The 26,330-nt window shown below is 64.1% G+C and carries 24 protein-coding genes and 1 tRNA gene; 12 read left to right on the forward strand and 13 right to left on the reverse strand.

Annotated features, from left to right (window positions below):
* Positions 1 to 14 precede the first annotated feature (14 nt).
* Positions 15 to 1,085, reverse strand: coding sequence for a phenylalanine--tRNA ligase subunit alpha (gene pheS / locus MHX64_RS10185; RefSeq protein WP_239357287.1), 1,071 nt, complete (start codon positions 1,083 to 1,085; stop codon positions 15 to 17).
* Positions 1,086 to 1,219: 134 nt separating this feature from the next.
* Positions 1,220 to 2,032, reverse strand: coding sequence for an RNA methyltransferase (locus tag MHX64_RS10190; protein WP_239357285.1), 813 nt, complete (start codon positions 2,030 to 2,032; stop codon positions 1,220 to 1,222).
* On the opposite strand from MHX64_RS10190, the gene MHX64_RS10195 reads away from it, so the two are divergent.
* The 4 genes from MHX64_RS10195 to MHX64_RS10210 all read left to right on the forward strand — a co-directional run bounded on the left by MHX64_RS10195 (position 2,031) and on the right by MHX64_RS10210 (position 5,772).
* A complete protein-coding gene (locus MHX64_RS10195; protein ID WP_239357283.1) occupies positions 2,031 to 3,215 on the forward strand; it encodes a sensor histidine kinase in 1,185 nt (394 codons plus the stop codon). The two genes, MHX64_RS10190 and MHX64_RS10195, sit on opposite strands and share 2 nt — an antisense overlap.
* Before the next feature lie 134 nt (positions 3,216 to 3,349).
* Positions 3,350 to 3,517 (forward strand): hypothetical protein, encoded by a 168-nt coding sequence (locus MHX64_RS10200; RefSeq protein ID WP_239357281.1) that lies wholly within the window; start codon positions 3,350 to 3,352, stop codon positions 3,515 to 3,517.
* A gap of 10 nt (positions 3,518 to 3,527) precedes the next feature.
* Positions 3,528 to 4,223, forward strand: a complete 696-nt coding sequence (locus tag MHX64_RS10205) for a response regulator transcription factor (RefSeq protein ID WP_239357279.1) — start codon at positions 3,528 to 3,530, stop codon at positions 4,221 to 4,223.
* A 163-nt stretch (positions 4,224 to 4,386) separates the two neighbouring features.
* Entirely contained in the window at positions 4,387 to 5,772 is a 1,386-nt protein-coding gene (locus tag MHX64_RS10210) for a hypothetical protein (RefSeq protein WP_239357278.1), read from the forward strand.
* 139 nt (positions 5,773 to 5,911) lie between these two features.
* On the opposite strand, the gene rplT is transcribed toward MHX64_RS10210, so the two are convergent.
* From rplT to uvrA, 4 genes are all read right to left on the reverse strand, one after another.
* Positions 5,912 to 6,295, reverse strand: coding sequence for a 50S ribosomal protein L20 (gene rplT, locus MHX64_RS10215; protein WP_070473163.1), 384 nt, complete (start codon positions 6,293 to 6,295; stop codon positions 5,912 to 5,914).
* Between the two features lie 53 nt (positions 6,296 to 6,348).
* Positions 6,349 to 6,543 (reverse strand): 50S ribosomal protein L35, encoded by a 195-nt coding sequence (gene rpmI, locus MHX64_RS10220; protein ID WP_034999913.1) that lies wholly within the window; start codon positions 6,541 to 6,543, stop codon positions 6,349 to 6,351.
* 33 nt (positions 6,544 to 6,576) lie between these two features.
* Positions 6,577 to 7,149: a translation initiation factor IF-3 gene (gene infC, locus MHX64_RS10225; protein ID WP_239357276.1), complete on the reverse strand. Its 573-nt coding sequence runs from the start codon at positions 7,147 to 7,149 to the stop codon at positions 6,577 to 6,579.
* A 250-nt stretch (positions 7,150 to 7,399) separates the two neighbouring features.
* Positions 7,400 to 10,258 (reverse strand): excinuclease ABC subunit UvrA, encoded by a 2,859-nt coding sequence (uvrA, locus tag MHX64_RS10230; protein ID WP_239357272.1) that lies wholly within the window; start codon positions 10,256 to 10,258, stop codon positions 7,400 to 7,402.
* Between the two features lie 85 nt (positions 10,259 to 10,343).
* Between uvrA and MHX64_RS10235 the strand changes: the two genes are divergently transcribed.
* From MHX64_RS10235 to MHX64_RS10245, 3 genes are all read left to right on the forward strand, one after another.
* On the forward strand, positions 10,344 to 10,937 hold the full coding sequence (locus MHX64_RS10235) for an MBL fold metallo-hydrolase (RefSeq protein ID WP_181888352.1): 594 nt from the start codon (positions 10,344 to 10,346) through the stop codon (positions 10,935 to 10,937).
* An 88-nt stretch (positions 10,938 to 11,025) separates the two neighbouring features.
* Positions 11,026 to 12,066 (forward strand): DoxX family protein, encoded by a 1,041-nt coding sequence (locus MHX64_RS10240; RefSeq protein WP_239357269.1) that lies wholly within the window; start codon positions 11,026 to 11,028, stop codon positions 12,064 to 12,066.
* Between the two features lie 67 nt (positions 12,067 to 12,133).
* Positions 12,134 to 14,287 carry a UvrD-helicase domain-containing protein gene (locus MHX64_RS10245; RefSeq protein ID WP_239357268.1) on the forward strand — a complete coding sequence of 718 codons (2,154 nt, stop codon included), beginning with the start codon at positions 12,134 to 12,136 and terminating at the stop codon, positions 14,285 to 14,287.
* A gap of 4 nt (positions 14,288 to 14,291) precedes the next feature.
* Here MHX64_RS10245 and MHX64_RS10250 read toward each other — a convergent pair whose 3' ends face one another.
* The 6 genes from MHX64_RS10250 to rpsA all read right to left on the reverse strand — a co-directional run bounded on the left by MHX64_RS10250 (position 14,292) and on the right by rpsA (position 20,017).
* Complete coding sequence (locus MHX64_RS10250) at positions 14,292 to 14,735, reverse strand: universal stress protein (RefSeq protein ID WP_181888349.1); 444 nt, start codon at positions 14,733 to 14,735, stop codon at positions 14,292 to 14,294.
* A 59-nt stretch (positions 14,736 to 14,794) separates the two neighbouring features.
* A complete protein-coding gene (locus MHX64_RS10255) occupies positions 14,795 to 15,253 on the reverse strand; it encodes a universal stress protein (protein ID WP_181888348.1) in 459 nt (152 codons plus the stop codon).
* A gap of 15 nt (positions 15,254 to 15,268) precedes the next feature.
* Complete coding sequence (gene uvrB, locus MHX64_RS10260) at positions 15,269 to 17,368, reverse strand: excinuclease ABC subunit UvrB (RefSeq protein WP_239306837.1); 2,100 nt, start codon at positions 17,366 to 17,368, stop codon at positions 15,269 to 15,271.
* Positions 17,369 to 17,435: 67 nt separating this feature from the next.
* Positions 17,436 to 17,786, reverse strand: coding sequence for a DUF4259 domain-containing protein (locus MHX64_RS10265; protein ID WP_239357267.1), 351 nt, complete (start codon positions 17,784 to 17,786; stop codon positions 17,436 to 17,438).
* 68 nt (positions 17,787 to 17,854) lie between these two features.
* A complete protein-coding gene (coaE, locus tag MHX64_RS10270) occupies positions 17,855 to 18,448 on the reverse strand; it encodes a dephospho-CoA kinase (protein WP_239357266.1) in 594 nt (197 codons plus the stop codon).
* Between the two features lie 105 nt (positions 18,449 to 18,553).
* Positions 18,554 to 20,017, reverse strand: coding sequence for a 30S ribosomal protein S1 (rpsA, locus tag MHX64_RS10275; protein WP_239357265.1), 1,464 nt, complete (start codon positions 20,015 to 20,017; stop codon positions 18,554 to 18,556).
* A gap of 304 nt (positions 20,018 to 20,321) precedes the next feature.
* On the opposite strand from rpsA, the gene MHX64_RS10280 reads away from it, so the two are divergent.
* A complete protein-coding gene (locus MHX64_RS10280; protein WP_239357264.1) occupies positions 20,322 to 21,554 on the forward strand; it encodes a hypothetical protein in 1,233 nt (410 codons plus the stop codon).
* A gap of 411 nt (positions 21,555 to 21,965) precedes the next feature.
* Here MHX64_RS10280 and polA read toward each other — a convergent pair whose 3' ends face one another.
* The gene (polA, locus tag MHX64_RS10285) at positions 21,966 to 24,623 is read right to left on the reverse strand and encodes a DNA polymerase I (protein WP_370642127.1); all 2,658 of its coding nucleotides are present in this window, start codon (positions 24,621 to 24,623) and stop codon (positions 21,966 to 21,968) included.
* Positions 24,624 to 24,721: 98 nt separating this feature from the next.
* On the opposite strand from polA, the gene MHX64_RS10290 reads away from it, so the two are divergent.
* The 4 genes from MHX64_RS10290 to MHX64_RS10305 all read left to right on the forward strand — a co-directional run bounded on the left by MHX64_RS10290 (position 24,722) and on the right by MHX64_RS10305 (position 26,323).
* Positions 24,722 to 24,795: transfer RNA gene (locus MHX64_RS10290), tRNA-Leu, on the forward strand.
* A gap of 277 nt (positions 24,796 to 25,072) precedes the next feature.
* Complete coding sequence (locus MHX64_RS10295; RefSeq protein ID WP_239357263.1) at positions 25,073 to 25,282, forward strand: helix-turn-helix transcriptional regulator; 210 nt, start codon at positions 25,073 to 25,075, stop codon at positions 25,280 to 25,282.
* Positions 25,282 to 25,785 carry a hypothetical protein gene (locus MHX64_RS10300; protein ID WP_239357262.1) on the forward strand — a complete coding sequence of 168 codons (504 nt, stop codon included), beginning with the start codon at positions 25,282 to 25,284 and terminating at the stop codon, positions 25,783 to 25,785. Before MHX64_RS10295 ends, MHX64_RS10300 begins: the two co-directional genes overlap by 1 nt.
* 82 nt (positions 25,786 to 25,867) lie before the next feature.
* Positions 25,868 to 26,323 carry a MarR family winged helix-turn-helix transcriptional regulator gene (locus tag MHX64_RS10305; protein WP_239357261.1) on the forward strand — a complete coding sequence of 152 codons (456 nt, stop codon included), beginning with the start codon at positions 25,868 to 25,870 and terminating at the stop codon, positions 26,321 to 26,323.
* The last annotated feature ends 7 nt before the right edge of the window (positions 26,324 to 26,330 follow it).

A 26,330-nucleotide genomic window follows, 5' to 3' on the forward strand; every position in this document is an offset into this window, starting at 1 on the left:
ATCGAGAGTCTCCTTTACGCCTGCACGCCGAACGGGATGGTGAAACGGACGTCGCCTTCGACCATGTCGCGCATGTCCGACAGACCATTGCGGAACTGCAAGGTGCGCTCCAGGCCCATGCCGAACGCGAAGCCGGAGTAGACCTCCGGGTCGATGCCTACCGCACGCAGCACGTTCGGGTTGACCATGCCGCAGCCGCCCCACTCGATCCAGCCTGCGCCGCCCTTCTTGTTGGGGAACCACACGTCCACCTCAGCGGACGGCTCGGTGAACGGGAAGTAGTTGGTGCGCATGCGGGTCTTCGTCTCCGGGCCGAACAGCACCTTGGCCAGGTGGTCGAGGGTGCCGCGCAGGTGCGCCATGGTCAGGCCCTTGTCCACAGCTAGGCCCTCCACCTGGTGGAACACCGGGGTGTGGGTAGCATCCAGCTCGTCGGTGCGGAACACACGCCCCGGACACGCGATGTAGATGGGCACGTCGCGCTCAAGCATCGTGCGCACCTGCACCGGCGAAGTGTGGGTGCGCATGACCTGCTTGGAGCCTTCCTCGCCGATGTAGAAGGTGTCCTGCAGCGTGCGGGCCGGGTGGTCCGGGATGAAGTTCAGCGCGTCGAAGTTGAAGTACTCCGCCTCCACCTCGGGGCCTTCCGCGACTTCCCAGCCCATGCCGATGAAGATGTCCGCGATGTGCTCGGACAGCGTGGTGATCGGGTGCATCGCCCCAGCCTGCGTGCGGGAGGTGGGCAGGGTGACGTCCACCTTCTCCTCGCGCAGCTGACGCTCGCGGTGCTCCGCTTCGCGCTGTACGCGCAGCTGCGCGTAGGCCTTTTCTGCGCGGCCGCGGGCCATGTTGACGAACCGACCGGCATCCTTGCGCTGATCCTTCGGCAGCGTCCCGAGCGCGCGGCGGGCCTGCGGGATCGGGGCCTTCTCCCCCAGGTGCGCGCGGTGCGTATCTTCCAGCGCAGCGAGGTCCTCGGCCGCCTCAAAGGCAGCGATCGCCTCGTCCGCTGCCCTATTCAGGGCGTCCTCGGTCAGTTCAATTTCCGGAGTTGGGTTTGCGTTGTCGGCCACGCTCGTGTTCACCCGCACCTTTCCACAAGTGCGCTGCGCTGTTTATACAGACCGCAGCAGTGTCGGTTCAAAAGCGTCCACCACTTTACCTATCGGCCGACACAGCGACCGCGCGAGGGCGGGCGCTGCAAACCCAGCCGATAAAGCTAGTCCTCCGCGAGCGCCTTCGACGACTCCCACAGGCAGATACTCGCCGCGGTGGCCAGGTTCAGCGACTCAGCGCTGCCCTGGATCGGGATGGAAACGCGGTGGTCGGCGGCCGCGAGGATGTCGTCGTCAAGCCCATGCGCCTCGTTGCCGAACAGCCAAGCGGTCGGCTGCGCGAGCGTCTCCCCCGGCTGCGCAAGGTTCACCTCGCCGTTCATAGTGGTGGCGAAGGTGGACAGACCAGCGTCGTCGAGCTGGCTGATCACGCGGCGGACATCGCGGTCGCGCGCCACGGGGATGTGGAACAGCGAGCCCGCGGTCGAGCGCACCACCTTGGGAGCCTCCGGGTCCACGGTGTCGCCGGCGAAAATCACCGCGTCCGCACCCACAGCGTCCGCAATACGGATGATCGTGCCGGCGTTGCCCGGGTCGTTGGTTTCCACGCACACCGCCACCAGCTTCGGCCGGCCCTTCATAATCTTGGGCACAGTCCACAGCACCGGGCGGCACACCGCAAAAATGCCGGTGGACGTCACCGCGTCCGCAAGCGAGTCCGCAGCTTTATCGGTGATCGCGTGCGTGTACACGTCCATGTAGCCCGCCGCCCGCACGATCTCCTCGAAGCGCTCAGCTGCGGCCTCGGTAACGAAGAGGTCCGTCGCCGCCCCCGTGGCCACGGCCGCCTCAACAGCGTTCTCCCCCTCAGCCAAGAAAGCCTTAGCTTTACGACGAGCTTGCGCCCGCTTCAACTTCCCCGCATTAACCACACGCGGAGTGCGCTCTGTGAACGGCTGCTGGAAATCCAATGGCATGGCTACAGACTACGTTGCGGGCGCTACGCTGTTTGCCGTGCCTACGTTTCCGGAGCTCGTGCGCGCCCGCCTTCTTTCACCGGCGGCGCGCCCTTGGCGCATCGGTTTTGCGCTCGCCGCCCTGCTTTATGCGCTGGGCCTAGTGGCTCTGCCCGGGGCGCCGATTGCCGTTGAGTGGTCGCGGTTCGCGGTGGCGCTCTACGCGGTTTTCCTCATCGTTGCCGCGTTCTTCGCACCGATCACCGCAGGGTTGGGGTACGGCTTCTTACTGCAATTCTCCAATGTTGCACCGGAGTATCGGAGCGCGGTCATCATCATCGGCATGTTCGCGATCGCCGCTGTCGTGGGGTTGCGTGTTCCCGCCAGATTAAGCCTGCCACTGCTGGCCTATCTCTGGTATCTCGCACAGACAGACTTTCCCTCCGGCGTCTACTTCCCCATTTCGTTTGAGACAGCAACCTTTCTGTTCGTGTTACTCCTTGTTGCGTGGGCAGTGGGCTGGATCTTTCGCGCCTTCCTTATTACTCGTGAACGCCAGGCCGAACGGCTGAAGACAGAACTCGAGCGTGAACGGGAACGAACGGTGAAGGCATTGCACGGTTCCGTAGCATCCTCACTCACTTCGGTCGTGCTCCGGAGCGAGTCCTTGGCGATGTCGGGGGACGAGCAAACAGCCAAGGCGGCGAAACTCATCGCAGAGGACGCCCGACGTTCCATGCAGGAAGTCCGTCAACTCATCCGCTTCATGCGTTCCAACGATCCCGCGGAGTTCAGCGCGGACAACGCCATGAGGACCCCCACATTGGACGACTGCTTGCGATCCTTTTCGGACACGTTGCGCAGCCACGGCTACGCGGTCACGGAAAGTGGCATGCATGGTGAAGGCTTGAATTCGATTGCCTTGCGGCACGCTCCAGGTGCGTTGCGTGAGATCCAGACCAACGTGATCAAGTACGCAGATAAGCACCGCCCAGTGATTGTTGCCGCAGTCGAAGACGACCACGACGTGCAGATCCTGGTGCAAAATTTCGGCGCCCCTCAAGAGCAGGCAGTTGAGATGAGCACCGGAGTCGGCTTAGGGGAGGTTGCTTCCCTGTTGGCTGAGGACGGTGCCACTCTCGACGCCGGCTACCAAGGCGAGGCATTCCGCTACCACCTCACCGTGCCGAAGGAACGAAAGTAGATCAGCGCTGAACCCGGAGGGTACTTTCGTACCGACTTCTCCCCTAAGCGCCCAAAATAATTGCGCGCTGTTACCGTAAGCACTCATAATTCGATGTAGCGATTTACAGCTTTAGTTCACGAAAGGACAAGCAAATGCGCAAGTTTGCTCGCCTCGCCGCCTCCGCCTTGGTTGCAACCGGCCTCATCGCCGTCGCACCTGCGGCATCTGCTGAAGCGCAGGTTGTCGCAACCCCCTACGCAGCTGGCGCCATCGGCGACACCTTCGAGTGCGGTGGCATGCTCGGCCGTCTGTGGTGCTAATCGCACCGAGATGACCACACCCGACCACCCAATCCGGGTTTTCCTCGTCGACGATGATCCGCTCGTCCGCGAGGTGCTGAAAAGCTACCTCGACAGCGCCGAAGGGATCACCGTCGTCGAAACCGCTTCGGACGGATCCGAAGCGCTCGAGCGCATCCCTGAATTAGACGTCGATGTAGTGCTCTCCGACGTCTACATGCAGCACATGGGCGGCGCAGAGCTGCTGCGCAACCTCGCCGCGCGTGGTGCCGCCCCGGCCTTTTTGGCGATTAGCTCGTTGGACAACGACACCGCGATGCTCGACATTCTCGACCACGGCGGCCGCGGCTACATTCTCAAAAGCCAGCCGCGCGAGGAAATTATCCTTTCGGTACGGCAGGCGGTCGCCGGTGGCACCGTAATATCACCTGCCGCGATGAACAAGCTGCTCCCCCACCTCTCTCAGCGGGAGGCACAAGCTCCGCAAGCTGCTCCCGAGCGCTCAAAGGCTGCGATCAATGTGCCTGCGGGTGTTTCCGATACCGAGCAAAAGGTACTTGAGCTGCTTTGCGACGGCCTGAGCAACGCCGACATCGCAAAACACCTGAACTACTCCGAGTCCACCGTGAAGAAGATGGTCTCGAAGCTGCTCTCGGCCTACGGAGTCTCTTCCCGCCTCGACCTCGTGGTAACCGTCCTCAACGGCCGCGGGCCGCAGGCGCAGTAGTCCCTCCCTAGTTCTGAACGAAAGTATCGGCATCGGGCACGAAGGTGCCGAGACCCCGGATTTTCCTTGTCACTCGACTGCAACGTCCTTACGTTGACCCCTGCAAGCAATCACCCCGAACTGCTAGCGACGCTGGCGGTAGCTTCACAGGAAAGGACAACGTATGACCCGTAAGACCCGACGCATCACTACCGCGCTTCTCGGCGCTCTGATGGCCGGCGCTGCCATCGCTCCCGCGAACGCAACCACCCTTGAGGAGTCCGCTCCCGAGACTCCGGCGAACAACGACAAGCTCCCGATCGTCCACACCTACCGTGGCTCCGACCACCTGAAGGCCAACGTGCTCAACCCGCGCCCGGTGTGCAACTCCACCGAGGACTACCGCACCGTCGTGTACAAGGTGAAGGACAACTTCCTGCCGGTGGGCACCATCTCCACCACGAACCTTTCCGACGAGGCAATCCCGCTGCAGCAGGACCTCTCCCGCACCCAGACTGTCTCCGCTTCCGTCAACGGCTCCAAGACTGAGACGCTGAACCTGGGCGGCTCCGGCTCCAAGGACGGCATCGAGGGCAACATCGGCTACTCCGTGGCGAAGGCGCTCGGCTGGGACGTCTCCGCTGAGCTGTCCTGGAACGTCGGCCAGACCGTCGGCCCATACGATGTGCCGGCAGGCAACACCGGTGAGGCAACCTACGGCTTCCGCACCGTCACTATGACCGGCACCCAGCAACGTTGCCGCCCGAACGGCACCTGGGCAACCCCGACCGCGTGGGTCGCAAACATGCCGGTGAAGAACGAGGTCCGCGTGAAGAACTTCGACACCCCGGCGGATTCCTGGGCGCCGAACAAGGACGCGCAGACCACCGAGGTCAAGGACGAGCCGAACGCTGAGTACGACAACGACGTGGACACCCTGAACAAGGGCGACAACATCGACGACGTGGAGAAGGTGGACGACAACAAGACCGCCGACGTCAGCAACAAGGACGTCAACCTCGCCGCCGAGAACGAAAACGCGGCCAAGGAGGAATCCGAGAAGGCTGACGACAACACCACCGAAAACACCGAGCACGACCTAGACCTCGAGCCGTACTTCACCGTCTCCTCCGCGAAGGCGAAGGGCTTCGCCGGTTCCACTGCGCTGCGCGTGAAGAACGTCGGCAACGAGCGCTACTGGGGCGAGTTCCCGGCGGTGACCTTCCGCGTCGCAGTCCGCACCGAGGACGGACCGGAGGGCGTCGACCGTCTGATCACCACCACCACCCGCGAGGGCGGCTACGCCCGCGACCTGGGCTGGGACGAGGATGAGCAGGCACGCATCTTCGAGGTCACCCTGTCCAACCCCATCAACCCGGGTGAGGAAGCAGACCTCGTCTCCTTCTCCTTCGGCGACGGCAACACCAAGGAAGGCCGTCTGACCAACTACATCACCGTTTCCCAGACTGGCCGTCTGGACGGCGACGACTCCGAGTACAACGACCAGGACGTCGACTCCCGCAATGTCACTCTCGACGACTTCGGTCGCGAGAACGAGGGCATCTTCTAAAACAGCCCCACCACAGCGATTAGCGCGCCCACCCCAGCGGTGGGCGCGCTTCCTTTTGCGTGTCGCACACGAAAAAGCTCCCGCGCCTTCCCCGACTGTTCGGCGATGGGCGGGAGCTTCGTCGTTAAGCGAAAGTGCTTTACGCAGCCTTCGGAGCGTTGACGTCCTCCGGCAGAGCGTTCTTCGCAACCTCGCACAGAGCGGAGAAGGCAGCGAAGTCGCTGACAGCCAGCTCGGCCAGGATCTTGCGGTCGACCTCGACCTCGGCCAGCTTCAGGCCGTGGATGAGGCGGTTGTAGGTGATGTCGTTCATGCGGGCAGCGGCGTTGATGCGCTGGATCCACAGCTTACGGAACTCACCCTTGCGCTTGCGGCGGTCGCGGTACGCGTAGGTCTGGGAGTGCAGCCACTGCTCCTTCGCCTTGCGGTACAGGCGGGAGCGCTGGCCGCGGTAGCCCTTCGCGGACTTGAGGATTGCGCGGCGCTTCTTCTTAGCATTGACTGAACGCTTCACACGTGCCATGAGTCAAACTTCCTTTTCTTCTTCTCGTAATCGGTTGATTGATCGGGCAGTGCTTAGGACATGCCGAGGAGGCGCTTTGCGCGCTTGACGTCTGCCTTCGCGACGTCGGTGGAGCCGGACAGCTTGCGGCGGCGCTTCGACGAGAGCTTCTCGTTCAGGTGGCGCTTACCAGCCTGCTCGCGGCGCAGCTTGCCCTTGCCGTTGACCTTGATGCGCTTTGCGGTGCCCTTGTGGGTCTTCTGCTTCATGGTGAAAGCCCTTCAGAGTGTCGATTGTTGGAACTACTTTTTGCCCTTGCGAGCCGGTCCGAAGACCATCGTCATGTTTCGGCCGTCCTGCTTCGGACGGGACTCGACAACGCCGAGCTCCCCGATGTCCTCAGCCAGACGCTCCAGCAGGCGGTAGCCCAGCTCGGGGCGGGCCTGCTCGCGGCCGCGGAACATGATGGTGACCTTGACCTTGTTGCCCTTCTCCAGGAAGCGCTCAACATTGCCCTTCTTGGTCTGGTAGTCGTGCTCATCAATCTTGGGGCGGAACTTCTGTTCCTTGACCACGGTCTGCTGCTGGTTCTTGCGGGCCTCGCGGGCCTTCTGATCCTGCTCGTACTTGAACTTGCCGTAGTCCATGATCTTGGCCACGGGCGGCTTGGCCTTCGGGGCTACCTCAACCAGGTCGAGGTCCGCCTCGTACGCCAGCTTGCGGGCGTCGTCCGTGCGGACGATGCCCACCTGCTCGCCGGACGGGCCGACGAGGCGAACTTCAGGGACGCGGATTCGTTCATTGATCCGAGCTTCAGCGCTGATGAGAACTCCTAGAGACGTAAAGAAACAATGCGTGCCGCACTTGAACCGCAATCGGACTCATCCCACGCGAAAAACCCGCTCACCCTGACGGGTGGCGGGAGTTCGTCCATGACACACGAAAAGACACCAGTCTTTCGCGCACCGTTTGACCCGTATCCAACTCACTTTGGTGAGCGGCTTGGGGTGGGATTCACTCCTCTTGCGGCCCCCGCACCCGCATGACACGGGCGCGCTGGGCGGTGTAGGCAGCAATATACATGCTCATGCCTGCACAAACCAAATCGGCGCGCCGAGGACCCGCCTAGGCGTTCGCCAAAATGTCCTGCAGGAACTGTCCGGTGAAGGAACCGGGCACCTTTGCGACGTCCTCCGGCGTGCCCTGTGCGACCACCGTGCCGCCGCCGGATCCGCCCTCGGGCCCCATGTCCACGATCCAGTCTGCGGACTTGATCACGTCCAGATTGTGCTCGATGACCAGTACGGTGTTGCCCTTCTCCACCAGGCCGTTGAGCACCAGCATGAGCTTGCGGATGTCCTCGAAGTGCAGGCCCGTCGTCGGCTCGTCCAGGATGTAGATCGTGCGGCCGTTAGAGCGCTTCTGCAGCTCCGCGGCGAGCTTCACGCGCTGCGCCTCGCCGCCGGACAGTGTGGTCGCGCTCTGGCCGAGACGGACGTAGCCCAGCCCAACGTCCACAAGCGTCTGCAGGTAGCGGTGGATGGAGTTAATCGGCTCGAAGAACTCCGCGGCCTCGGAGATGGGCATCTCCAGCACCTCGGCGATGTTCTTGCCCTTGTAGCGCACCTCGAGCGTCTCGCGGTTGTAGCGCGCGCCTTCGCACACCTCGCACGGCACGTACACGTCCGGCAGGAAGTTCATCTCGATCTTGATGGTGCCGTCGCCGTGGCAGGCCTCGCAGCGCCCGCCCTTGACGTTGAAGGAGAAACGTCCGGCCTTGTAGCCGCGCACCTTGGCCTCCTGGGTCTCGGCGAATAGGTTGCGGATCTTGTCAAACACGCCGGTGTATGTCGCAGGGTTGGAGCGCGGGGTGCGCCCGATCGGGCTCTGGTCCACCTGCACGAGCTTGTCCAGGTGCTCCAGGCCTTCGACCTTCTTCACCCGGCCGGGAACCTGGCGCGCGCCGTTGAGCTGGTTCTGCAGCGTCTTCGCCAGAATCTGGTTCACCAGCGTGGACTTGCCGGAGCCAGACACGCCGGTCACGGCCACGAGTACGCCGAGCGGGATGTCCACGCTGACGTTGTCGAGGTTATTCTCTCGCGCGCCGATGATCTTCAGTTTCCTTTGCTTATCGACGTCCCTCCGGCGCTCCGGCACCTCGATCACCTTGCGGCCAGCCAGGTAGTCGCCCGTGATCGAGTCTTTGGCCTTGAGGATGCCCTCCGGCTTGCCCTGGTAGACCACTTCCCCGCCGTACTCGCCGGCGCGCGGGCCGATGTCGATGAGCCAGTCCGCCTCCCGGATGGTGTCCTCGTCGTGCTCCACCACGACCAGGGTGTTGCCCAGGTCGCGCAGTTTCTTCAGAGTGGTGATCAGGCGCTGGTTGTCGCGCTGATGCAGGCCGATGGACGGCTCGTCCAGCACGTAGAGCACGCCGGCCAGGCCGGAGCCGATCTGGGTGGCCAGGCGGATGCGCTGCGCCTCGCCGCCGGACAGGGTGCCGGCGGAGCGGGCGAGGGTGAGGTAGTTCAGCCCCACGTCCAACAGGAAGTGCAGGCGCGCCTGGATCTCGCGCAGCACCGCGCCGGCGATCATTTCCTCGCGGTAGCCCAGCACCAGGTTGTCCAGGTACTCGGAGGCTTCCTCGATGGACAGCTGTGTCAATCCCGCGATGGACTGCTCCCCGTGCGTGGTCGACGCCAGGCGCACAGCCAGGATCTCCGGCTTCAGGCGCGCACCGTCACACGTCGGGCACGGCACCTCGCGGGTGTACGCGAGCAGGCGTTCCTTCTGCGTTTCAGACTCAGTCTGCTCCAGCTTGCGCTCCAGGTAGCCCACGATGCCCTCGTAGGCCGCCGTGTAGGAGCGCTGGCGCCCGTAGCGGTTCTTGTAGCGCACGTTGACTTTCGTGGACGAGCCGTGGATCAGGTGCTTGCGCTGCGTCTTGGTCAGCGAGCTCAGCGGCGCGTTGGCGTCGAATTTCTCCTCTTTCGCCAGCGCCTCAATGAGTTTGGTGAAGTACTTCTTGTTCGGGCTGGAATTCCACGGCTGGAACGCATCCACCGCGGGCGCGTCCGGGTCCGGGATGACCAGGTCCACGTCGATCTCTTTGCGCACGCCCAGGCCGTCGCAGGCCGGGCAGGCGCCGAACGGCGAGTTGAAGGAGAACGCGCGCGGCTCGTACTCCTCCACGTTGAGCTTGTGGCCGTTCGGGCAGGCCATCTTCTCGGAGAAGATCTGCACGCGCTCCGGGTCGTCGGCATCTAGGTCCACAAAGTCGAAGCCGACCAGGCCGTCCGCAAGCTTGAGCGCCGTCTCCACGGAATCCGTCAGGCGCTGCTTCTGACTGGCCTTGACGGTGAGGCGGTCCACCACCACGTCGATGTTGTGCTTGACCTGCTTTTCCAGCTTCGGCGGGTCCGAAAGCTGGTAGGTCTCCCCGTCCACGTTCACGCGCGAGTAGCCCTGCGACGACAGGTCGGCGAACAAGTCCTGGAACTCGCCCTTGCGCTTGCGCACAATCGGCGCGAGCACCTGGAACTTCGTGCGTTCCTCCAGCTCGAGCACGCGGTCTACGATCTGCTGCGGAGTCTGGCGCTCAATCACCGCGTCGCACACCGGGCAGTGCGGGGTGCCTGCGCGCGAGTACAACAGGCGCAGGTAGTCGTAGATCTCCGTGATGGTGCCCACGGTGGAGCGCGGGTTGCGGTTGGTGGACTTCTGGTCGATGGACACCGCCGGGCTCAACCCGTCGATGTAGTCCACGTCCGGCTTGTCCATCTGGCCTAAGAACATGCGGGCGTAGGAGGACAGCGATTCCACGTAGCGGCGCTGCCCTTCGGCGAAGATGGTGTCGAAGGCGAGCGAGGACTTGCCGGAGCCGGACAGACCGGTAAACACCGCCATCTTGTCGCGGGGCAGCTCAATGTCCACGCCCTTGAGGTTGTGTTCGCGCGCGCCGCGCACTGTCAGCTTTTCGGCCACGTCACTCTCGCTTTCGTCGATTAGTACTCCCAAGACGCTACCAACGCGCGATTGCGGGGAAACATTCCTGAGTAGCCTTGGGTGCATGCTTACCCTTCGCCATATCTCTGTCTCCGACATGGACAACAACTGCTACCTCCTCTGCAGCGAGGGGCAGGGGTTGCTTATCGACGCAGCTTCGCACGCCCCCGAACTCCTGGCCATGGCCGACGACGCCGGCGTGAAGATCACCGCGGTGCTGACCACGCACCGGCACTACGACCACACCCGGGCGCTCAAGGAAGTGCTCGAAGCCACCGGCGCGAAGCACTACGCGCCGTTCTTGGACGCCCCGGCGATCCCTGCCCCGGCCGATGTGGAGCTCAACGACGGCGACACGATCGAGTTCGCCGGCCACACGCTCCCCGTGACCATCCTGCGCGGCCACACCCCGGGCGGCGCCTGCCTGACTGCGGAGATTGACGGCACGGTCAACCTGTTCGTCGGCGACTCGCTGTTTCCCGGCGGTTTGGGCAAAACCCAGTCCGAGGGGGACTTTGTCCGCCTCTTCAACGACGTGAAGGAGAAGGTCTTCGACGTCTACCCGGACGAGGCCGTCGTTTGGCCGGGCCACGGCAAACCCACCACGCTCGGCGAGGAGCGCCCGCACCTGGACGACTGGTGGGATCGTCGCTGGTAACCGAAAAACCCACCACCGCGGTGGCGCAAAATCGCTACACTCGGCGGGAGCACATTCAGCTACAAAAAAGTAAGGATTGGGTAAGAGTATGATCCGGAAAATCGCACGCCCGATGCTGGCTTCGGTCTACGTGATCGACGGTGTCGAGACCCTGCTGAACCCGGCTGGCCACAAGGACAGCGCGGACAGCGTGTTGAAGAAGCTGCGCGCCCTGACCCCGCGCGAGTACCGCGGCTTCCTGCCGAAGAGCCCGGAGACCGCCGCGCAGATCGTCGGCGCTACCAAGGCTGGCGCTGGCGCGTCCTTCGCCATCGGCAAGTTCCCGCGCCTGTCCGCCACCCTGCTGGCCGCCACCGCGCTGCCTACCGTTGTGGGCCGCCACGCGTTCTGGGAGGCAGAGGACGACGACGAGAAGGCACGCCGCCGCACCGGCGCCCTGACGGACCTCGGCCTCGCCGGCGGTGTCCTGCTGGCCACCGTGGACAACAACGGCAAGCCGGACCTGAAGTGGCGCGCGCAGCACGCTGCCCAGGCCGCGCAGAAGAACGTCAAGCAGGCGCTGCCGACCAAGTCGGAGACCGAGAAGGCTTGGGACAAGGCGTCCGACTGGTTCTCCGACGCGACCGAGCAGGTCACCGATTACGTCGACGACAACAAGGGCGACTGGAAGAAGAAGGCCAACAAGGCCAGCGACGCTGCGAACGACTGGCTGGGCGACGCAAAGAAGCAGGCGTCCAGCTTCCTCTCCGACGCAGGCGACTGGCTGGACGACGCTGCCGAGAAGGCCTCCGACAAGGCCGAGGACGCATACGGCGATATCAAGCCGTCCAAGATCCAGCAGTTCAAGGCGAAGCGCAAGGTCAACAGCGTCGTCGGCGATCTGCAGGGCCAGCTGGACGACCTGCAGCCGTCCGCCCTGGATAAGTTCAAGGCGAAGCGCAAGGTAAACAAGGCTTCCGCCAAGGCCCAGGACAAGGCGCAGAACGCGATCGACTCCCTGCAGGACGCTTGGGACAAGTTGGACACTGACCCGAACTGGATCACCAAGCTCAAGTGGAAGCGCAAGGCCAAGAAGGCCGAGAAGAAGGCGCAGAAGCTGGTGAAGAAGGCGCAGAAGAAGTTCGCGTAGCCACTCGGACTACTTAGCGGCCCCGGGGCTGGGAATATTCCCAGCCCCGGGGCCGTTTGTTGTGGGGATGCAGGAAACAGAACAGACGTACGTGGATCAGCTCTTCGCGCACCTGGATAGCGAGGTGGCGCGGGCTCAAGCGCGCCTGGAAGAGGTGCAGCGCGACGTGGACCCGGACAATCCGGACTCGGATGCCCTAGTGCGCCGCGAAACGGAGTACCACGGGCTCAACGCGAAGCTGGACGCGCTCAACGTCGCGGAGACCGGTTTGGTCTTCGGCCGCATCGACGTCGCCGACGACGACCCGGAGAACCCGGTGCCGGGGCGGCCCGATTTGGAGCGGCGCTACATCGGCCGCATGGGCATCGACGACCGGGAGGACAACTACCGCACCCTCCTGCTGGACTGGCGCGCTCCCCTCGCCCGCCCGTTCTACCTGGCAACCACGGCGCACCCGGAGGGCGTGGAAACGCGCCGGAATATCCGCATGCGCGGACGCACCGTCACGGCGGTGGACGACGAGGTGCTCTCCGGCGACGGTGCGGAGACCTCACATGCCGGTGTCGGATCCGAGGCGGCGCTGCGCCGCGCGATGAACGAGGCCCGCACCGGCCACATGCGCTCTATCGTGGAAACCATCCAACGCGAGCAGGACGAAATCATCCGCGACGCCACCCGCGGCGTCATGGTGGTCCAGGGTGGGCCGGGCACCGGCAAGACGGCGGTGGCGCTGCACCGCATCGCATACTTGCTGTACACGTGCCGCGAGCAGCTCACCCGCACCGGCGTGCTGGTGCTCGGCCCGAACGCCACGTTCCTCGAGTACATCTCCCGCGTGCTGCCGGAGCTCGGCGAGACGGGCGTGGTGCTGTCTACCGCCGACCAGCTCGTGCCTGGTTTTACCCCCACAGGCCAAGACAGCATCGCCACGCGCGAGGTGAAGGGCTCGGAAGAGATGGTGACCATCCTCAAGCGCGCCGTGCAGTCCTACGAGACGCTGCCGGATGCGCCTGTGCGCCTCACCTTCGATTCGGTGCCGGTAGATGCCACCCCGCAGATGGTCAAGGCCGCGCGCACGAGGGCGCGTCGTTCACGCCGCCCGCATAACCAGGCGCGCGCCTACTTCGCGGAGCACTTGACGCAGCTGCTGGCGGAGGCGCTGGCGAAGCGCATCGGCGAGGACCCGCTCGGCGGGGCGAACCTGCTCTCGGACGCGGATGTGGACCAGCTTCACGACGACCTCGCGGACGACCCCCAGGTAGAGCAACTCATCGACGCGCACTTTCCGGAGCTAGACCCCGTGGAGGTGCTGGATGCGCTGCTGACCGACAAGGACGCAATCGCCGAGGTCGCCCACGACTACGACGACTACACCCGCGACGCCCTGTACCGCGCGCCCGGCTCCCCGTTCAGCCACGCGGACACCGCGCTTGTGGACGAGCTGGCCGTGCTCATCGGCACCGTCGACCCCGAGGAGCAGCGCCGGAAGGAAGAAGAGGAATGGCGCGAGCTCGTCGCCGAAGCTGAGGGCGCGCTCGACGTGCTGTCCTCGTCCGAGTCCACGGACAACGACGACGACCAGTTCGAGGCAGAGATCCTCTCCGCAGCCGACGTCATCGACGCGGAGACGCTCGCGAGCCGCCAGCGGGAGACGGACACCCGCTCCACCGCGCAGCGCGCACGAGCGGACCAGACGTGGGCGTACGGGCACGTCATCGTGGACGAGGCCCAGGAGCTGTCCCCAATGGAGTGGCGCATGGTGTTCCGCCGCTGCCCGTCGCGGTGGATGACGCTGGTGGGCGACACTGCCCAGACGTCCTCCCCCGCCGGCGTCGACGACTGGACCAACGCGCTGGAGCCTTTTGTGGGCAACCGGTTCCGCCTGCACGAGCTGACGGTGAACTACCGCACGCCGAAGGAGATCGCGGACTACGCCGCCAAGATCCTTGCTGAGATCGACCCAGAGGCCACCGTCCCGGAGGCGATCCGCGAATCCGGCGTGCCGGTGCAGTTCGTGGAGGACTTTAGCCTCGTCGAGAAGCGCGACGGCTTAACCGCCGTTATTGACGCCGACGACGTCGGCGAGATGAAGGGCCTGGAGTTCGACAACGTCGTGGTGGTGGAGCCGAGCAAAATTAAAGAGGCCTCGCCACAGGGGTGGCAAGACCTCTACGTCGCCGTCACCCGCGCCACGCAGACGCTGACGGTGGTCGGCGAATAGTGCCTTAGTTGACCGTGTGAACGATCATGACGTCGCAGTCGGACTGACGCGCGACGTCCGCCGGCACGGAGCCCAGCAGGCGGCCGGTCAGGGAGTTGATGCCGCGGTTGCCCACCACGAGCAGGTCCGCCTTGTTGTCGTTGACGATGGCCATCAGCGCCTGCACCGGGGTGCCCGGGCGGGTTGCGGTCTGCACGTCCGGTGCGCCTGCGGCGCGGGCGTGCTCAGCTGCGCCCTCGAGGTTCTCCAGCGCCTTCTGGTCACCCAGGATGGTCACGGAATCCTGACGCAGCGTCTTCGCGGCCTCTTCCTCGTTCTCGTAGTACGCGGTACCGATGACGAGGGTTGAACCGAACGCAGCTGCAATCTTCGCGGCGCGCTCAACGGCCAGCAGAGAGGACTTGGAACCGTCGGAGCCGACGACGATGGTCTTGTAGTTATCGGCCATGTGAAATCACCTTTCAAAAATGCGACGCGGTTAGCGTGGTCAGTGTACCCCTTGCGGGTTTAGTCGTGTCCCTCTGCCCGGGTATCAACGAGCATGACGTCCACTGGGGCCTTCTTGGCCACGTTGCCAGGGATGTTGCCGAAGATGCGCCCGGCCATGGAGCGCATGCCCTTGTTGCCCACAACGAGCAGGTCAACGCCGTATTCGCCGACGGCCTCCACCAGCACGTTCGCGGGCTGGCCGCCCTTGGACACCAGGTTGACCTTGCCGGCCTGCTCCTCCTTGGCAATCTCGTCCGCCTTGCGCAGAATCTCGCGCGCGTTGGTGGCGGTGACGATGTCCACGCGGGACAGCTCCGCGTTGGTGGAGTTCAGCATCGAGCCGGACGCGGTGTAGTGGGCGCAGATGATGGTCAGCTCGGCACCGTAGACGCGGGCGAGGCTGGCTGCGGCACGCACTGCGACCATGGAGGTGGCGGAGCCGTCGGTACCGACGGCGATCGACTTGTAGGTGTGCAAAGCAGGTTCCTTTCGCTAATTGCCTGTGTCTTTAATACCACGCAGCTCTCGCTTGAGATCTGCAATCTCGTCTCTGAGTCTTCCGGCAAGCTCAAACTTCAGTTCCCCGGCGGCGTCGCGCATTTGGACCGTCAGGTCGTCGATAAGCTTTTGCACCTCGTCCGAGGCCATGGTGGACACATCCGGGCGCTCGGCGACGGCCGCATCGGAGCTCAAGCTTGCCGACGCATCCGCGTCCGCGTTCTCATACACCTGGTCCAGAATGTCCGCGATCGCCTTGCGCAGCGGCTGCGGGTCGATGCCGTGCTCTTCGTTGTAGGCGATCTGCTTCTCGCGGCGGCGCTCCGTCTCGTCGATGGCTTCCTGCATGGACTCGGTGACCTGGTCGGCGTACATGATCACCTCGCCGGAGACGTTACGTGCGGCACGGCCGATGGTCTGGATGAGGGATTTGGTCGAGCGCAAGAAGCCCTCCTTGTCCGCATCCAGGATGGCCACGAGGGAGACCTCGGGAAGGTCCAGGCCCTCGCGCAGCAGGTTGATGCCCACGAGCACGTCGTACTCGCCCAAGCGCAGCTGGCGCAGCAGTTCCACGCGCTGCAGGGTGTCGATGTCCGAGTGCAGGTAGCGCACCTTGATGCCGTTATCCAACAGGTAGTCCGTGAGGTCCTCGGCCATACGCTTAGTCAGCGTGGTCACCAGGACGCGCTCGTCCTTGGCGGTGCGGGTGCGGATTTCGTCGATCAGGTCGTCGATCTGGCCCTTGGTGGGCTTGACGGTGACCTTCGGGTCCACCAGGCCGGTCGGGCGGATCACCTGCTCCACAAACTCGCCCTGGGCAGCCTCGAGTTCGTAGTCGCCGGGGGTCGCGGACATGTACACGGTCTGGCCGACGCGGGCCTCGAACTCGTCGAAAGTCAACGGGCGGTTGTCCACCGCGGACGGCAAGCGGAAGCCGAACTCCACCAGGTTGCGCTTGCGCGACATGTCGCCCTCGAACATGCCGCCGATCTGGGGCACGGTGACGTGGGACTCGTCGATGATGGTGAGGAAGTCCTCCGGGAAGTAGTCGATGAGCGTCGCCGGCGCAGACCCCGCCGGGCGGCCGTCCATGTGGCGCGAGTAGTTCTCAATGCCGGAGCAGAACCCGACCTGCTGGATCATCTCCAGGTCGTACTCGGTGCGCATGCGAAGGCGCTGCGCCTCGAGCAGCTTGCCCTTGTTCTCCAGCTCCTCGAGCCTGTCCGCGAGCTCCTCCTTGATAGCCTCGATTGCCTTTTCCATGCGCTCGTCCGTGGCCACGTAGTGGGTGGCCGGGAAGATGCGCACTTCATCTTCCTGGCTGATCACGTCGCCGGTGAGCGGGTGAATGTAGTACAGCGAGTCCACCTCGTCGCCGAAAAACTCCACGCGCACAGCCACCTCTTCGTAGGCCGGGATGATGTCCACGGTGTCGCCCTTGACGCGGAAAGTGCCGCGCTTGAAGTCGATGTCGTTGCGCTCGTATTGCACGTCCACCAAAAGGCGCAGAAATCGGTCGCGCTCCACTTCCTCGCCCACGCGCAGCACAATAGAGCGGTCCAGGTAGGACTGCGGGGTGCCCAGGCCGTAGATGCAGGACACCGAGGACACCACGACCACATCGCGGCGGCTCAAAAGCGCGGAGGTGGCGGAGTGGCGGAGGCGCTCCACGTCGTCGTTGATGGACGAGTCCTTCTCAATGTAGGTGTCCGTCTGGGCGATGTAGGCCTCCGGTTGGTAGTAGTCGTAGTAAGACACGAAGTACTCCACCGCGTTGTTGGGCAGCAGCTGGCGCAGCTCGTTTGCCAGCTGCGCGGCCAGCGTCTTGTTCGGCGCCATCACCAGCGTGGGACGCTGCTGCTTCTCAATCAGCCACGCCGCGGTGGCGGACTTGCCGGTGCCGGTCGCGCCCATGAGCACGACGTCGCGCTCGCCGCGGTTGAGCCGCTCGTCCAGCTGCGCGATCGCCGTCGGCTGGTCGCCGGAGGGCTCGAACTCGGAGACGACTTCGAAGGGTTTCTCGCGCCGCTCAATCTCGCCCACGGGGCGAAACTCAGACTGCGCGAGGACGGGATGTTCAGCAGCAAAAGCCATGCAGGCCAGTGTATCGCCAAGAGCGTCGGGCGAGGCATCGCTCGTCGATAAGCAATGCCGCGAGCGCCTAGGCGGCGTACTTGCGAGAGGTTTCGAGCCACTCCTGCAGCTCGCCGGCTTCCTCCCACATGGAGTACAGCGCCGAGCCGCCCGGGCGCATCACCGCCTGAGCGCGGCGGCGGATCCACTGCCTGTCGTCCATGGTAAACGGGTAGTCGATCCTGCCCTCGACCCCCTCCGGCAGATGGCCGTTGATCACTGCGGCGAGCGCGATCACAGATTCCGCTTCCCCCGTTCCCAGTGAGCCCAAACCGCATTCGAAGCGGAACTGGTCCATGCGGAACGTGCCGTTGACCAGCGCAGTCACGGCATCATTTGCGGAGTCGTTGTCGAACGGCCCCGTGTTCCACGTTCCCATGCACCGAAAGTTAAGGCAGCAAGGTAAATGAAATGTGTCACACCGGTAAATTTCGCCAGTACAGTTCACTAACCTTTGATTCTCTCGGCAAGCGCCGCCACCTGCGGTTCCAGCGTCTCGAGCGGCCCGTTGTTGTCGATCACGACGTCTGCCGCCGAAAGCCGCGCGGCGTCGTCGATCTGTTGCGCCATGCGCGCCCGCGCGTCGGCCTCGTCGAGCCCGCGCGTATCGACGAGCCTCCTGACCCTCTCCTCCTTGTCCACATCCACGACAACGGTGAGGTCCATGTCCTTGTGCAACCCGAGGTCCACGAGCAACGGCATGTCGTAGATGACGGCCTGCTCCCCCGCCTCTTCCGCGGCGGCGAAGCGGCGTTCGGACTCGGCCCGGATGGCGGGGTGCGTGATCGCGTTGAGGCGCTTGGTGTCCTCGGTGGTGGCAAACGCGCGTCGCGCGAGCTCCCCGCGGTTCAGGGCCCCGTCGTCGCCGATGAGGTCCGCGCCGAACTCCCGCGCTACCTCGTTCAGCACCGGCGAGCCGGGTTCCATGATCTCGCGTGCGATTTGGTCGGCGTCGACCACGGCGAAACCGGCGCTGCCAAGCATCCGCGCCACCGTGGATTTTCCGCTGCCGATGCCGCCTGTCAGGCCCACTTTCTTCATGGGGCCGAAGATAGCAAAACGCCCCGCACACCTGTGTGGTGTGCGGGGCGCTCGTCGCTAAGCAAGATGCTTAAGAGTTTCTCCTAAGCACGAGCCTGCGAGTGCTTAGTTGCCGGCGAGCTTGTCGCGCAGAGCCGCGAGCTGCTCGTCAGAGGCCAGGGAGCCGATGTTCTCCTCAGCCTGCTCAGCTGCCGGAGCTGCAGCTGCAGACTCGGAGGAGTAGTTGGCCTGCTCGCCCTCCTGCTCCGCGGCCTCGGCGGCAGCGGCGCGGTGACGCTCGATCTGAGCGGTGTGGGCCTGGTGGCGACGCTCTGCCTCGGCGTAGCGTGCCTCCCATGCCTGACGAGCCTCGTCGTAGCCCTCCATCCACTCGTTGGTCTCCGGGTCGAAGCCCTCCGGGAAGATGTAGTTGCCCTGCTCGTCGTAGGAGTCGGCCATGCCGTAGCGGGACGGATCGAACTCCTCGACGTAGTCCTCGTCAGCCTGCTTGAGGGACAGGGAGATGCGGCGACGGTCCAGGTCGATGTCGATGACCTTGACCATGACCTCTTCGCCGACGTTGACAACCTGGTCCGGGACCTCCACGTGACGCTGAGCCAGCTCGGAGATGTGGACGAGGCCCTCGATGCCCTCCTCGACGCGGACGAACGCGCCGAACGGGACGAGCTTGGTGACCTTGCCCGGAACGATCTGGCCCACAGCGTGGGTGCGGGCGAACACGCGCCACGGATCCTCCTGGGTCGCCTTCAGCGACAGGGAGACTCGCTCGCGGTCCAGATCGACGTCGAGCACCTCGACGGTGACCTCGTCGCCCACTGCGACAACCTCGGACGGGTGGTCGATGTGCTTCCAGGACAGCTCAGAGACGTGCACCAGGCCGTCGACGCCGCCGAGATCGACGAACGCACCGAAGTTGACGATGGAGGACACGACGCCCTTGCGGACCTGGCCCTTCTGCAGCTGGTGCAGGAAGTCGGAGCGGACCGCGGACTGGGTCTCCTCCAGGTAAGCGCGGCGGGACAGGACCACGTTGTTGCGGTGCTTGTCCAGCTCAATGATCTTCGCCTCGAGCTCCTGGCCGATGTACGGATCCAGGTCGCGGACGCGACGCATCTCGACCAGGGATGCCGGCAGGAAGCCGCGCAGCCCGATGTCGAGGATGAGGCCGCCCTTGACGACCTCGATGACGGTGCCGGTAACCGGCTGGTCGTTGGCCTGCAGCTCCTCGATGGTGCCCCAAGCGCGCTCGTACTGAGCACGCTTCTTGGACAGCATCAGGCGGCCTTCCTTGTCCTCCTTGGTCAGGACAAGTGCGTCGATCTCATCGCCGACCTCGACCACGTCTTCCGGGTCGACGTCGTGCTTGATGGACAGCTCGCGGGTGAGGATGATGCCCTCGGTCTTGTAGCCGATGTCGAGCAGGACCTCGTCGTGGTCGACCTTGACCACGGTGCCGGTGACGATGTCGCCATCGTTGAAGTACTTGATGGTCGCGTCGACTGCGGCGAGGAATTCCTCAGGGCCACCGATGTCGTTGATGGCTACCTGGGGTGCGTTGGAAGTGCGCATAAGTTCTATGTGCTCCGAAAAAATAGGAGATCGTGTTTGGACAGAAGCGTCTCTCTCGGCCACGTAAACCTGCAGCTTGGGTGCTATAGGCTCGCGTGCGCCGATCTCACGCTGCGACGGCCACCTCACCCTCCTATTACGGTGGGTGCCATCGCCCGCGCGTAGACACGCCCGCACGAGTGTAGACACTTTGCCCAGCTAGAGCAAATGATTCGCAGGTGCTTTCCGACGTCCATCCGGTTGGCCCCGACCGCTAGCATAAGCGGAGTCTGATAGATACCAACGGTTTTGGGAGCAATCGTTTATGTGGAAACGCAGCCTCGCAGTCGCTGCATCATTTGTCGGCATTGTCGTCGGTGCCGGTTTCGCCTCCGGCATGGAGGCGCTGCAGTACTTTGTCGCCTACGGCACCAACGGGTTCTTCGGGGTGATACTGGCCAGTGTGACCATGCTGTTCGCCGCGACGGCGTTCATGACCTTCGGCTCGTACTTTTTGGCGCGCGAGCACAACGAGGTCTTCTACAACGTCACTTCCAAGCCCGCGGCGTTCATCATGGATTGGTCCGCGGTGGCGTGCATGTTCTCCGTCGGGTTCGTCATGTTCGCCGGCGCTGGGTCGAACCTGAAGCAGTCGTTCGGGTGGCCCATCTGGATCGGGGCCGTGGCCATGCTCGCGCTCATGCTGGTCGTCGGCCGGTTCGACGTGGACAAGGTCTCCTCCGTCATCGGCTGGGCCACCCCGCTGCTGGTGGTGTTCGTGCTGATTGGCAGCATCTACTCGTTCACCCAGGTGGACGTGAATTGGAGCGAGGTGGGCAACTACGCCCAGCAGGAGGTTGCCCGCGCCGACGGCACTCCGTACTGGTGGCTGGGCGCGCTTAACCACACCGGCTTGAACGCGTTGTGCGGCGTGTCGATGGCGTTGGTGATGGCCGGCGACGAGTTCGACACGAAGAGCACGCGGTATGGCGGGATCCTCGGCGGCGTGATCTACGCGGTCATGCTCGCGCTGCTGGTGGCGTCGCTATTGATTCAGGTGGAGTCCGTTAACGGCGCGGACATGCCGCTGCTCGCCGTGATCGACAACGTCGACCCGGTGCTCGGCTTCATCATGACCTGGGTCATCTTCCTCATGGTCTTCAACACCTGCCTAGGCATGTTCTACGCGTTGGCGAAGCGCCTGACCAGCAAGCACCCGGAGCGCTTTTACCCCACCTACGCCATCGCCTGTGTCGTCGGGTTCGGGCTCTCCTTCGCGGGTTTCCAGCCGTTGGTGAACAGCCTGTACCCGATTCTGGGCTACCTCGGCCTGTTCGTCATGGCGGTGATGACGGTGACCTACCTGCGCCACCGCGACGAGCTGAAAGACGAGGGCGAACGCCGCGCGGACGCAGTTGAGGCCGGAGACGGCCAGGAAGTCGAGGATCTCGCCGCCGAATCCAACCTGGAGGAGGACGAGTTCAAGGACGCGGTCCAAGAAGAAGTTGAGTCGTCCGAGGACGACAACAAGCGCCGGTCCCTCAACGACCTGCTCTAGCACACCGGGGGTACACATCGGGGGCGAAACACTCCGTTACGCGCAAGTGAACTGCACGTAACCCGCCACCTTAAATTGCTGGCCAGCCGTCCAACTATCCTGTGATCCAGTTAACGCAGTGTTCGATCCTGAAGTTATCCTGTGGGACCGTTGAGCGTTTCCTTACCCCTCGGTAAGGTCGCACTTGGCTTTCGGGGGACGACCTGGCCAGGGGTGAAATCTAAGCCCCAGCCCGGTCACGGCCACCCCCGGCGGCCCCTTCCCCCAAGGGGAGGTCCACAACTGAATACGCACTCGGAGCTGCTGGGGGAGGCTCCGCGGGGGATCACGGCCGTGGGCGGGGTGCCGTGCGCGAGGCGGGTAGGAATCGATATCGTTCCTACCCGCCTCGGCGTTGCTCCAGCCAGATTCCTAGTGCGCGGCGGCGTCCCAGTTGGCGCCGGTGCCGGCGGAGACCTCCAGCGGGACGAGCAGCTCGATGGCGCCGTCCATCTCCCGCTCCACAATTTCGCGCACCTCGTCCAACTCGCCCGGGGCAATCTCCACGACCAGCTCGTCGTGGACTTGGAGCAGCACGCGGGACTTTTTGCCTTCCAGCGCGGCGTCCACACGCAGCATGGCCACCTTGATGATGTCCGCGGCCGTGCCCTGGATCGGCGCGTTCAACGCGGCGCGCTCCGCGTTCTCGCGTGCCACGCGGTTGTCACTGTTCAGTTCCGGCAGGTAGCGGCGGCGGCCGAACACGGTGGACGTGTAGCCGTCGCGACGCGCCTGCTCCACCACCTCATCCAAGTAGCGCTTCACGCCGCCGAAGCGCTCGAAGTAGCTGGCCATGATGTCCTTCGCCTCGCCGGCGGAGATGGACAGCTGGTTGGACAACCCATACGCCGACAGCCCGTAGACCAGGCCGTAGGACATGGCCTTGACGCGGCGGCGCAGTTCCGGGGTGACCTGGTCGATGGGCACGTCGAACACGCGCGAGCCCACAAAGTTGTGCAGGTCTTCTCCTGCGCGGTATGCCTCAATCAGGCCCTCGTCCTGGCTTAAGTGCGCCATCACGCGCATCTCAATCTGCGAGTAGTCGGCCGTGAGCAGGCACTCGTAGCCCTCGCCCACCACGAACGCCGAGCGGATCGCACGGCCGGCCTCTGTGCGCACCGGGATGTTCTGCAGGTTCGGCTCCGCGGAGCTCAAGCGGCCTGTGGACGCCACCGTCTGGTTGAACGTGGTGTGGATGCGCTCGTCCGGCTGCACCGTCTTAATCAGCCCCTCGATGGTGGACTTGAGCTTCTGGTGCTCGCGGTGCGCCAACAGGTGGTCCAAAAACGGGTGCGGGTGCTTTTCCGCCAGCGCCTCGATCTCGCCCGCGGCCGTGGAGTACCCGGTCTTGGTCTTCTTCGTCTTCGGCAGCTCGAGTTTGTCGAAGAGCACTGCGGACAGCTGCTTGGGGGAAGACAGGTTCAGCGAAGGCTCGTCCACAAGCGCACGCGCCTCCTCCTCAACCTGCTCCACTTTGAGCGTGAGCTCCTTGCGCTGGTTTTCCAGCACGTCCAGGTCCACAGCGATGCCGGTGTGCTCCATCTCGGCGAGCACGGTGACCAGCGGAAGCTCCAGGTCCGCGTAGAGCTCGTAGGAGTCGATCTCGCGCAGCTCCTTGGCCAGCTCCGCGGACAGCTCCAGGATCGCCGCAGCGGCATCGACGTCTGCGGTGTCGCCGAGCAGGCTCATCTGGTCGGAGCCGACGTTGAGCTGGCGCTGCAGGTGGCGCTGGTAGATGTCCTCCAGCGCGTAGGTGCGCTGGCCCGGGCGCAGCAGGTACGCGGCAATCGCGGTGTCGTGCGCGATACCGGCAAGTTCGATGCCCCGGCCGCGCAGCATGTGGTACGCCGCCTTCGCCTCGTGCATGAACTTCGGCGCGTCCGACTCGAGCCACTGCTTGAGCGCGGCGTCCTCCTCGGCGCTCAGGTCAGCGGCGAGCTTGGATATGCCATGCCTTTGCTTATCGACGATCGCCAGCGCCACCACATCCCCCTGCCCGGGAGTAGCGTTGCCCGAGAGGTAGACGGCAAGGCCGTCGGTGTGACGTGGCTTAAGCCAGGTGTCCAGCGGCTCGTCGTCGATGGTGACGTCTTCGAGTTCGACGGTTTCCGGCTCGGGCGCGGCGCCGTCGGTAGGCACGGCGGCGAGGACGCGCTCGCGCAGGTTGACGCCGAACTCGAGGTCGTCGAAGCGCGCCGCAACCTGGGTGACGTCCGCCGGTTTGAGCTCCAGGTCGTTCGGCGCGACCGGCAGCTCGACGTCCGTGACCATCTGGGTCAGCTCGCGGTTAAGGCGGACCTGGTCGATGCGCTCGCGGAAGTTGTTGGCGGCGACACCCTTGAGCTCGTCGGCGCCCTCGATGAGCCCTTCGAGGCTGCCGTACTGCGAGATCCACTTCGTGGCGGTCTTCTCCCCCACCTTGGGCACGCTGGGCAGGTTGTCCGACGGGTCGCCGCGCAGCGCCGCGAAGTCCGGGTACTGCGCAGGCGTCAGCCCGTATTTGTTCTCCACTTCCTCGGGCGTAAAGCGGGTCATGGTGGACACGCCACGGGTGGGATACAGCAGCGTGGTGGTGCCGTCCACAAGCTGAATGTAGTCGCGGTCGCCACTGACCAGCACGATCTCGAAGTCGCCCTCAGCGCGCGCCTGGGTGACCAGCGTGGCGACGATGTCGTCCGCCTCGAAGTTCTCCTTACTCAAGGTGGTGATGCCGAGATCACCCAGCACATCTTCGATAATCGGCACCTGGCCCTTGAACTCCGGCGGCGCTGCCTCGCGCTGCGCCTTGTACTCCGGGAAACGCTCAGTGCGGAACGTCTTGCGGCCCACGTCGAAGGCGACGGCGGCGTGCGTCGGCTTCTCGTCCGCCAGGATGTTGGCGAACATGGATAAAAACCCGTAGACCGCATTCGTGTGCTGTCCGCCTGAGGTGGAGAATTTCTCCGCGGGCAGCGCGTAGAAGGCGCGGAAGGCCATCGAGTGGCCGTCGATAAGCAACAGTCGCTTCGTGTTCTCGGGTGTATCGCTCACGGTTGGCCAGTCTAGCGGCCGCCCCGACACGCCCAGGCTCACCCGTTGGCGAGGTGATTTAGTGACAGAGACTTCGCTGGGATAAACTTTCGGCCGGAGCCCCAGTAGCCCAATTGGCAGAGGCAACGGATTCAAAACCCGTCCAGTGTGAGTTCGAGTCTCACCTGGGGCACGCTGTGTTGTCTCGAGACATCGTTCCTACGGTGTCTCGAGGCTTTTTGTTTTTCCGGGGTGGGCTGAATCCAGACCTCAGGCCGAGCTCACCTGCAAACCCCCAGGTCGCGCCTGCACTTGAGGTCTGGTTTTGCGCTGAGGTCTGGTTCATCCAGCACTCTCATTGAGGCAGCCACATCAAACAGTCCAGGTCGCCAAGTTCTATAACCACGATGTAAAGCGCTCTTGACACCCAGAACGCTTTACTTTACATTCTGTAAATGGAAGGAGGCCATATGGGCGACCACACCAACACAGTTCGCAAATGGCGGCGCTGGCACGAGTTGTCGCAACAGGAGCTCGCTGACCGCATCGGCGTTTCACGGCAGACCATCGCCAACATCGAGCGGGGAAACTACTCGCCTTCCGTCTACTTAGCGCTCGACATTTGCCGCCAGTTTGAAAAGTCAGTTGAAGAAATCTTTGGCCAAACCAAGGAGGAATGATGTTCAAGAATTTCGGAGACTCCATAGTTAATTACGTCGACGACACCGCCACCGACGAGTTCGAAGCCGCGACGTACCACAAAGCAAACTCGGTGGGCTTCTTCACCTCGCTGATCGGCATGGCGCTCGTCGGCGCGATCCTCGCGTGGGCGCTCCCGGCCCGGCAGTCCCTGTGGTCGGCCATCGTCTTGCTGATCCCCCTGATCAGCAGTGCGGCGAGCACACAGTGGATGCGCAACTACGTCGCAGAACCGATCTTCCAGCTGCGTGACACCCCACGCAGCGTCCTCATTACTTACTGGACACTGTGCGCGGTCTGGCTGGTGGGTGTGATCGTCACCGGCGGTTTCGACCCCTCCGGCAGCTTCGACAGCGCGGGCGCTACCGGCGCCATCGTCGGCGCTGTTGTGGGTGCAGTGGTGGCCGGAACCATGTTCGGGCGCCTCAGTAAAAAGCGTCGCCAGCGCGACTTGGAGCGCCTCGACGCGGAGGCCGAAGACTAGCGCCCGCACCTCTCGCCGACCCCGCAGACCGCGTCTGACCTGCGGGGTTTTCACATACATAGGCAACCTATATAGTCTCCCTATGCACTCCAACGAGGACCGCGCCGTGCTCGCCGTTGAGCTAATTGCGGCGGGCAGCCACTTCACTCGCGCCGCCTACCAGGCGTCCGGGATGGAACTCTCCAACGTCTCCATGCGCGCGCTTGCGGCACTCGAGCGTGAACCGGGGCTCCGGATTGGAGAGCTTGCAGCACGGGAAGGCATTCGCCAGCCCTCAATGAGCCAAGCCATGAAGCGGCTTGTGGACGACGGCTACGCCGCCAGGCACACCGTCGACGATGATGCTCGCGCAACAGCGCTCACCATCACCGACGCCGGCCGCGAGGCTTTGCACAACTACAGGACGGCAGCAGCCGAGGCGGTGGCCCCGGTTTTCGAGACGTTGAAACCGGAGGACGTCGCAACGCTTCAGCGCGCGGCGGAGCTCCTGCCGGAGCTGACAGAAGAATTGAGACAACGAGAAGGAGGACGCGCGTGACAGACAC

It is taken from the genome of Corynebacterium sp. ACRPZ, assembly GCF_022346205.1.
Lineage (GTDB): Bacteria > Actinomycetota > Actinomycetes > Mycobacteriales > Mycobacteriaceae > Corynebacterium > Corynebacterium lehmanniae.

Excerpts from the sequence above, each read along its gene's own strand:
- MHX64_RS10195 (WP_239357283.1), top strand. The coding sequence starts at position 2,031 with ATGGCTACAGACTACGTTGCGGGCGCTACGCTGTTTGCCGTGCCTACG.
- MHX64_RS10190 (WP_239357285.1), bottom strand. The coding sequence starts at position 2,032 with ATGCCATTGGATTTCCAGCAGCCGTTCACAGAGCGCACTCCGCGTGTG.
- MHX64_RS10200 (WP_239357281.1), top strand. The coding sequence starts at position 3,350 with ATGCGCAAGTTTGCTCGCCTCGCCGCCTCCGCCTTGGTTGCAACCGGC.
- MHX64_RS10205 (WP_239357279.1), top strand. The coding sequence starts at position 3,528 with ATGACCACACCCGACCACCCAATCCGGGTTTTCCTCGTCGACGATGAT.
- MHX64_RS10210 (WP_239357278.1), top strand. The coding sequence starts at position 4,387 with ATGACCCGTAAGACCCGACGCATCACTACCGCGCTTCTCGGCGCTCTG.
- rplT (WP_070473163.1), bottom strand. The coding sequence starts at position 6,295 with ATGGCACGTGTGAAGCGTTCAGTCAATGCTAAGAAGAAGCGCCGCGCA.
- rpmI (WP_034999913.1), bottom strand. The coding sequence starts at position 6,543 with ATGAAGCAGAAGACCCACAAGGGCACCGCAAAGCGCATCAAGGTCAAC.
- MHX64_RS10235 (WP_181888352.1), top strand. The coding sequence starts at position 10,344 with ATGCTTACCCTTCGCCATATCTCTGTCTCCGACATGGACAACAACTGC.
- MHX64_RS10240 (WP_239357269.1), top strand. The coding sequence starts at position 11,026 with ATGATCCGGAAAATCGCACGCCCGATGCTGGCTTCGGTCTACGTGATC.
- MHX64_RS10245 (WP_239357268.1), top strand. The coding sequence starts at position 12,134 with ATGCAGGAAACAGAACAGACGTACGTGGATCAGCTCTTCGCGCACCTG.
- MHX64_RS10250 (WP_181888349.1), bottom strand. The coding sequence starts at position 14,735 with ATGGCCGATAACTACAAGACCATCGTCGTCGGCTCCGACGGTTCCAAG.
- uvrB (WP_239306837.1), bottom strand. The coding sequence starts at position 17,368 with ATGGCTTTTGCTGCTGAACATCCCGTCCTCGCGCAGTCTGAGTTTCGC.
- MHX64_RS10265 (WP_239357267.1), bottom strand. The coding sequence starts at position 17,786 with ATGGGAACGTGGAACACGGGGCCGTTCGACAACGACTCCGCAAATGAT.
- coaE (WP_239357266.1), bottom strand. The coding sequence starts at position 18,448 with ATGAAGAAAGTGGGCCTGACAGGCGGCATCGGCAGCGGAAAATCCACG.
- rpsA (WP_239357265.1), bottom strand. The coding sequence starts at position 20,017 with ATGCGCACTTCCAACGCACCCCAGGTAGCCATCAACGACATCGGTGGC.
- MHX64_RS10280 (WP_239357264.1), top strand. The coding sequence starts at position 20,322 with ATGTGGAAACGCAGCCTCGCAGTCGCTGCATCATTTGTCGGCATTGTC.
- MHX64_RS10295 (WP_239357263.1), top strand. The coding sequence starts at position 25,073 with ATGGGCGACCACACCAACACAGTTCGCAAATGGCGGCGCTGGCACGAG.
- MHX64_RS10300 (WP_239357262.1), top strand. The coding sequence starts at position 25,282 with ATGTTCAAGAATTTCGGAGACTCCATAGTTAATTACGTCGACGACACC.
- MHX64_RS10305 (WP_239357261.1), top strand. The coding sequence starts at position 25,868 with ATGCACTCCAACGAGGACCGCGCCGTGCTCGCCGTTGAGCTAATTGCG.